Annotated in this window: 3 protein-coding genes; 1 reads left to right on the top strand and 2 read right to left on the bottom strand. The window is 65.9% G+C overall.

Annotated elements, in window-relative coordinates:
* Positions 1-2,272: heavy metal translocating P-type ATPase (locus OC446_RS29250; RefSeq protein ID WP_410055168.1), on the bottom strand; the 2,272-nt coding region annotated here is incomplete at its 3' end.
* A 768-nt stretch (positions 2,273-3,040) separates the two neighbouring features.
* Between OC446_RS29250 and OC446_RS29245 the strand changes: the two genes are divergently transcribed.
* Positions 3,041-3,322, top strand: a complete 282-nt coding sequence (locus tag OC446_RS29245; protein ID WP_262032423.1) for a hypothetical protein — start codon at positions 3,041-3,043, stop codon at positions 3,320-3,322.
* A 373-nt stretch (positions 3,323-3,695) separates the two neighbouring features.
* Here OC446_RS29245 and OC446_RS29240 read toward each other — a convergent pair whose 3' ends face one another.
* Positions 3,696-4,451, bottom strand: coding sequence for a DsbA family protein (locus OC446_RS29240; RefSeq protein ID WP_262032422.1), 756 nt, complete (start codon positions 4,449-4,451; stop codon positions 3,696-3,698).
* Positions 4,452-5,034 lie beyond the last annotated feature (583 nt).

The following is a 5,034-nucleotide window of genomic DNA, read 5'->3' as shown; positions in this document are numbered from 1 at the left end:
CGAGGGCGTTGTAGATGAAGGCCCAGAACAGGTTCTGACGGATGTTGCGCATGGTGGCCTGCGACAGCCGCCGTGCCCGCACGATGCCATTGAGGTCGCCCTTGAGCAGCGTGACGCCGGCGCTTTCAATGGCCACGTCGGTGCCGGTGCCCATGGCAATGCCGACGTCGGCGGCGGCAAGCGCCGGGGCGTCGTTGACCCCGTCGCCGGCCATGGCAACCACCCGGCCCGCGGCCTTGTGGCGGTTGACCACGGCACTCTTCTCCTCCGGCAGCACCTCCGCCTCGACCTCGGTGATGCCGAGCCGGCGGGCGACGGCCTGCGCGGTGGTCCGGTTGTCGCCGGTGAGCATCACGACGCGGATGCCTTCGGCCTTGAGCCCGGCTAGCGCCTCGGGGGTCGTGGCCTTCACCGGGTCGGCGATGGCGATGGTGCCCGCGGCGCGTCCGTCGATGCCGACGAAGATCGCCGTGGCGCCCTCGCGCCGGAGCTCGTCCGCGGCTTGCGACAGGGGAGCGACATCGATGCCCCGCTCCGCGAGGAAGCGGGCGTTGCCCAGCACCACGGCCCTGCCGTCCACCGTCCCGAGGGCGCCTTTGCCGGTGGGCGAATCGAACCCCTCCGGGTCGGCCAGGGCGAGGCGCCGCTGCGTCGCCGCGGCGACGATGGCCGTGGCGAGCGGGTGCTCGCTGGCCCGCTCGACGCTGGCGGCGAGGCGCAGGATCTCGTCCTCGCCGAACCCTGGCGCCGGCACCACCGCGGTCACGGCGGGCTTGCCCTCGGTGAGGGTGCCGGTCTTGTCGACCACGAGGGTGTCGACCTTTTCCATCCGCTCCAGCGCCTCGGCGTTCCTGATGAGAACCCCGCCTTGGGCGCCCCGCCCGACGCCGACCATGATCGACATGGGCGTTGCAAGGCCGAGCGCGCACGGGCACGCGATGATGAGCACCGCGACCGCCGCGATGAGGGCGAAGGAGAGCCGCGGCTCGGGGCCGAAGAAGAACCACGCGAGGAAGGCGAGCGCCGCGATCACGATCACCGCGGGCACGAACCATCCGGCGACCTGATCGACGAGCCGTTGGATCGGGGCGCGGGAGCGCTGGGCGTCGGCGACCATCTGCACGATGCGCGCGAGCATGGTGTCGCGCCCGACCCTCTCGGCGCGCATGACGAAGCTGCCGGTCTGGTTGAGGGTGCCCGCCGTCACCTTGGACCCGGGCTCCTTGGTGACGGGCATCGACTCGCCCGTGACCATGGATTCGTCGACCGAGCAGCGTCCTTCCAGGACCTCGCCGTCGACCGGCACCTTTTCGCCCGGACGAACCCGCAGCCGGTCGCCGACACCGACCGCGTCAAGGGCGATCTCCTCGTCGACGCCATCCGCACTGAGGCGCCGTGCTGTCTTGGGCGTGAGGTCAAGCAGGGCCCGGATGGCGCCGGAGGTCTGGTCGCGGGCCTTGAGTTCCAGCACCTGCCCGAGGAGAACCAGGACGGTGATCACGGCCGCTGCCTCAAAGTAAGCCGGGATGGCGCCGTCGGGCCCCCGCAGGGCCGCCGGGAACAGGCCGGGCGCGAGGGTCGCGACGGTGCTGTAGCCCCAGGCCGCGCCGACCCCGAGTGCGATCAGGGTGAACATGTTGAGGCTGCGCGCCACCACGGATTGCCAGCCGCGCACGAAGAACGGCCAGCCGGTCCAGAGCACCACCGGGGTGGCGAGGGCGAGTTGCACCCAGTTGGAGGCCTGCTGGCCGATCACGTGGGTGAGCCCCGTCAGATCGCCGCCCATGGACAGGAGCACGACGGGAACGGTCAGGGCCGTGCCGATCCAGAACCGGCGCGTCATGTCGACGAGTTCCGGGTTCGGACCAGCATCCGCGGTGATGATGTCGGGTTCGAGCGCCATGCCGCAGATGGGGCAGGACCCTGGCCCGACCTGCCTGACCTCGGGATGCATCGGGCAGGTGTAGATCGTGCCCTCCGGGACGGGCTCGTCGGTCTGCTTGACGGCCTGCGGGGACAGGTAGCGGGCCGGATCCTTTTCGAACTTGTCCTGGCATCCGGCCGAGCAGAAATAAAACGGGCGTCCGCCGTGCTGTGCCCGATGGGGCGTGGTGTGCGGGTCGACCATCATGCCGCAGACTGGGTCCTTCACGTGGAGCTCCGCGTCGGAAGCGGCCGGATGCATATGCGCGTCGGCCGAGCCATCCACATGGCCATGGGTGGAAGCATCATGGTGGCAACGCGGGTTCGCTTTGGCTCGGTCGTGGGTCATCTGAAGTTTCCTTGCTGGTCAGGTGCGTGAACCGTTGCGCCCGGCGGACAAACGCCCGGTGTGGGGCTTCGATCCCCTAATGGCGCGGGCCCTGTACCGCGGAGGCGCACAGTCGAGCGGTGGTGGGGGTGGGTCAGCCTCACGTGAAAAGCCGGGCAACGGCGAACAGCACGATCAGCAGGCCAGCCCCCAGGCAGAGAGCCATCGACCAGGGGGAGCTGCCGGCCATCGAGTGATGACGGGGAGCGGGGCCGGGTCTGCTCGCCGTCGGAGCTCGAATTCATGGGCTGTTCCTTGTCCAGGATGTCGGGGCTTATGGAAGGGTTTTCCCTGCGGAGAATCCTCCGGACCTGGACACCGCGTCAGGTGTTCAAGCGGGGCTCCCGCCGGGATCCCGGACGCCAGGCCCGGACGGGAGCCAGCGCGACGGTCGGCGCGCGGGACCACGCGGTGGCCGCGAGGAGGAGCAGGAGGGCTCCCAGTGCTGATACGAGATACATTGCCTTGTCTCCGTGCCGCGGTAGGCGGCGCATTCTTCTTATTATTCGGGGTCGGTGGGCCGAAGGTTACACGCCATATGCGCCTGCTGCCGTGCCCGGAGGCTGAGATCGCGGGCTGCCCTTACGGGTGTCAGTGTCACGATCATTGGACGGGCTAGAAGGTCTGGCGGGCCGTGCGCGGGACGCTGTAACCAAAGCGCCGTTCCCACCGAACTTAAGTACAGGAGCACCAAGGTTGCGCTCCCAACAAGATCGGAGGCTCATTGTCATGAAACAATTTCCCCTCGCCTTCGCCATTGCGGCGAGCATTTCAGGCGCCGTCCAGGCCCAGCCCGTCATGTCCGGATACCCTCCCGTCTCTGGCTACAACGATCCCGGACAAGCCTACTCGGGTGCGCAAAGACCCAGCCGCAATCTGACTGGGCAGTTCCCGGAGGGGAGCTTCCCCCCGGGGCACAGGCCGACGCCGCTGCAAGAGATGTTGGCACGGAACGGAGCCGCGGCAGTTGACGCCCAGCAGTACAACAGCTGGATCAAGCGCAACAACTAGCACTTGGCGGTCCGGGCGGACCTGGACCGGGTGCGCCCGCCCCCCGGACTGACTGAACATGTGCCGCCGACTGTCAGCAGGGAAGCGGCACGTTGGGGTCAAGAACGGAGGTCACTAGACCTAATTCTCCCCATGCCGCTCTACCATGCTTGCAGACACTCAGAACACAAAACCTGTGCCGACCAGATGCCTAACTTGGCTGCCCGTACAATGATTGTCATGCGGTCTTGAGCGCAGGTTTAATAGCATCAATCAGGGCGCCGGGAGTCGGATGGTTGCAGTGGCCTAAGTCCAACTATACGGGTTAGAGCGGCAAGTCACTGCAGCGGATGTCAGCGGGCGCGGGAGCTGCTGTTCACATCCTGGTTCTGCTTCAGTTCCGCGTGTTCGCGATGACCTGCTTCAGTGGCTCGGCCCCGACAGCGCCGGCGATAACCTCATTCCCGATCACGAAGCCCGGCGTGCCGTTGATCCCCAGCTTTTGCCCAAGTTCCATGTTCTGCTGGAGGGTGGCATTGATATCGCTGCTTTGCAGATCCTTTTCCAGGCGTGCCATGTCGAGCCCCATCTCCTTGGCGACAGCCTTAGCGGATTCCCCATTGGCCTGGCCGCGTCTCTCCATGAGATTGGTGTGGAACTCGTAGAGCTTGTCGCCGGAGAGCTGGGCCTTGGCCGCTAGTGCAACCCGGCTGGCCTCGACCGACCCCGGGCCGAGCACCGGAAAGTCCTTGATCACCACCCGCAGCTTGGGGTCAGACTTGATGAGCGCCTTCACATCGGCCATGGCGCGTTTGCAGTAGCCACAGTTGTAGTCGAGGAACTCGACCATGGTGACGTCGCCCTGCGGGTTGCCGAGCACGAAGTCATGGGGCGAGTTCTCGAGCTTGGCGCGCTCGGAGGTCAGCACCTCCGCCCGGCCTGCCTGCTCAGCCTCCTGCATGCGCCGCTGGAGTTCGGTGAAAGCCTCCTGCAGCACCTCCGGGTTCTTGACGAGATACTCTCGAATGATCCCGCCGATGGCATCGCGCTGCTCGGGCGTGAACGGAGTAGGCTGGGCCCATACCGCCGAAGGCAGAACGAGCGCGGTCAAGAGCGCAACGCGGTGGACGGCGGAGGAATTGAAGGGCATGAACGGAGATCCTTGCTGTAAGAGCGTTCTATTCTCGTCTCTGTGGTGGATCGGTCAGCTACTTGCTGAGTGCAAGCCCACCATGGCTACCGATTCGGATCCTCCCTGTCGATCAGCGTAGGCCCGCTTCGGTTCGGACGACCCCATGAGGGCAGTTCACAATCGTGCTAACGTCGTGCCGTGGAACAAGGGGCGTATAAAAGGCAATCCATGTGTGGCTCACAAGTTCGCCGTGCAATCCAAACGGTCGCAGGCCAAACACGGTCCGCTGATCGCTCGGGCAGGCGCGTTCATCACAAGAAGAGCCGGGGGATCTTGGGCGCGGCCAAGGTACCGGGCTGGTAGCAGGATTGGGTCAAGGAATAGGGTTCGAAGGTCCTTGGGCGAAAACCATAAAGATTGCGGATAGCACACTGGCCAGTAGAAACACGCTGATGACAAGAGTGCCGAACGGGATGTGGCGGCTTTTCCAAGCCAAGCGAGCAGCCTCCTTATGCTCTTCCGGGGTCTCGTCAGACATGATCAATCGTAAGCGCGCATTTCAAAGCACGTCGCAAGGCGGGGTTCAGGCTGGCCGCGTGTT

It is taken from the genome of Microvirga sp. Mcv34 (assembly GCF_024519725.1).
Classification (GTDB): Bacteria; Pseudomonadota; Alphaproteobacteria; order Rhizobiales; family Beijerinckiaceae; genus Microvirga.
Note: the sequence above shows the minus strand (reverse complement) of the source record. Positions and strands in the feature narration are given on the sequence as shown.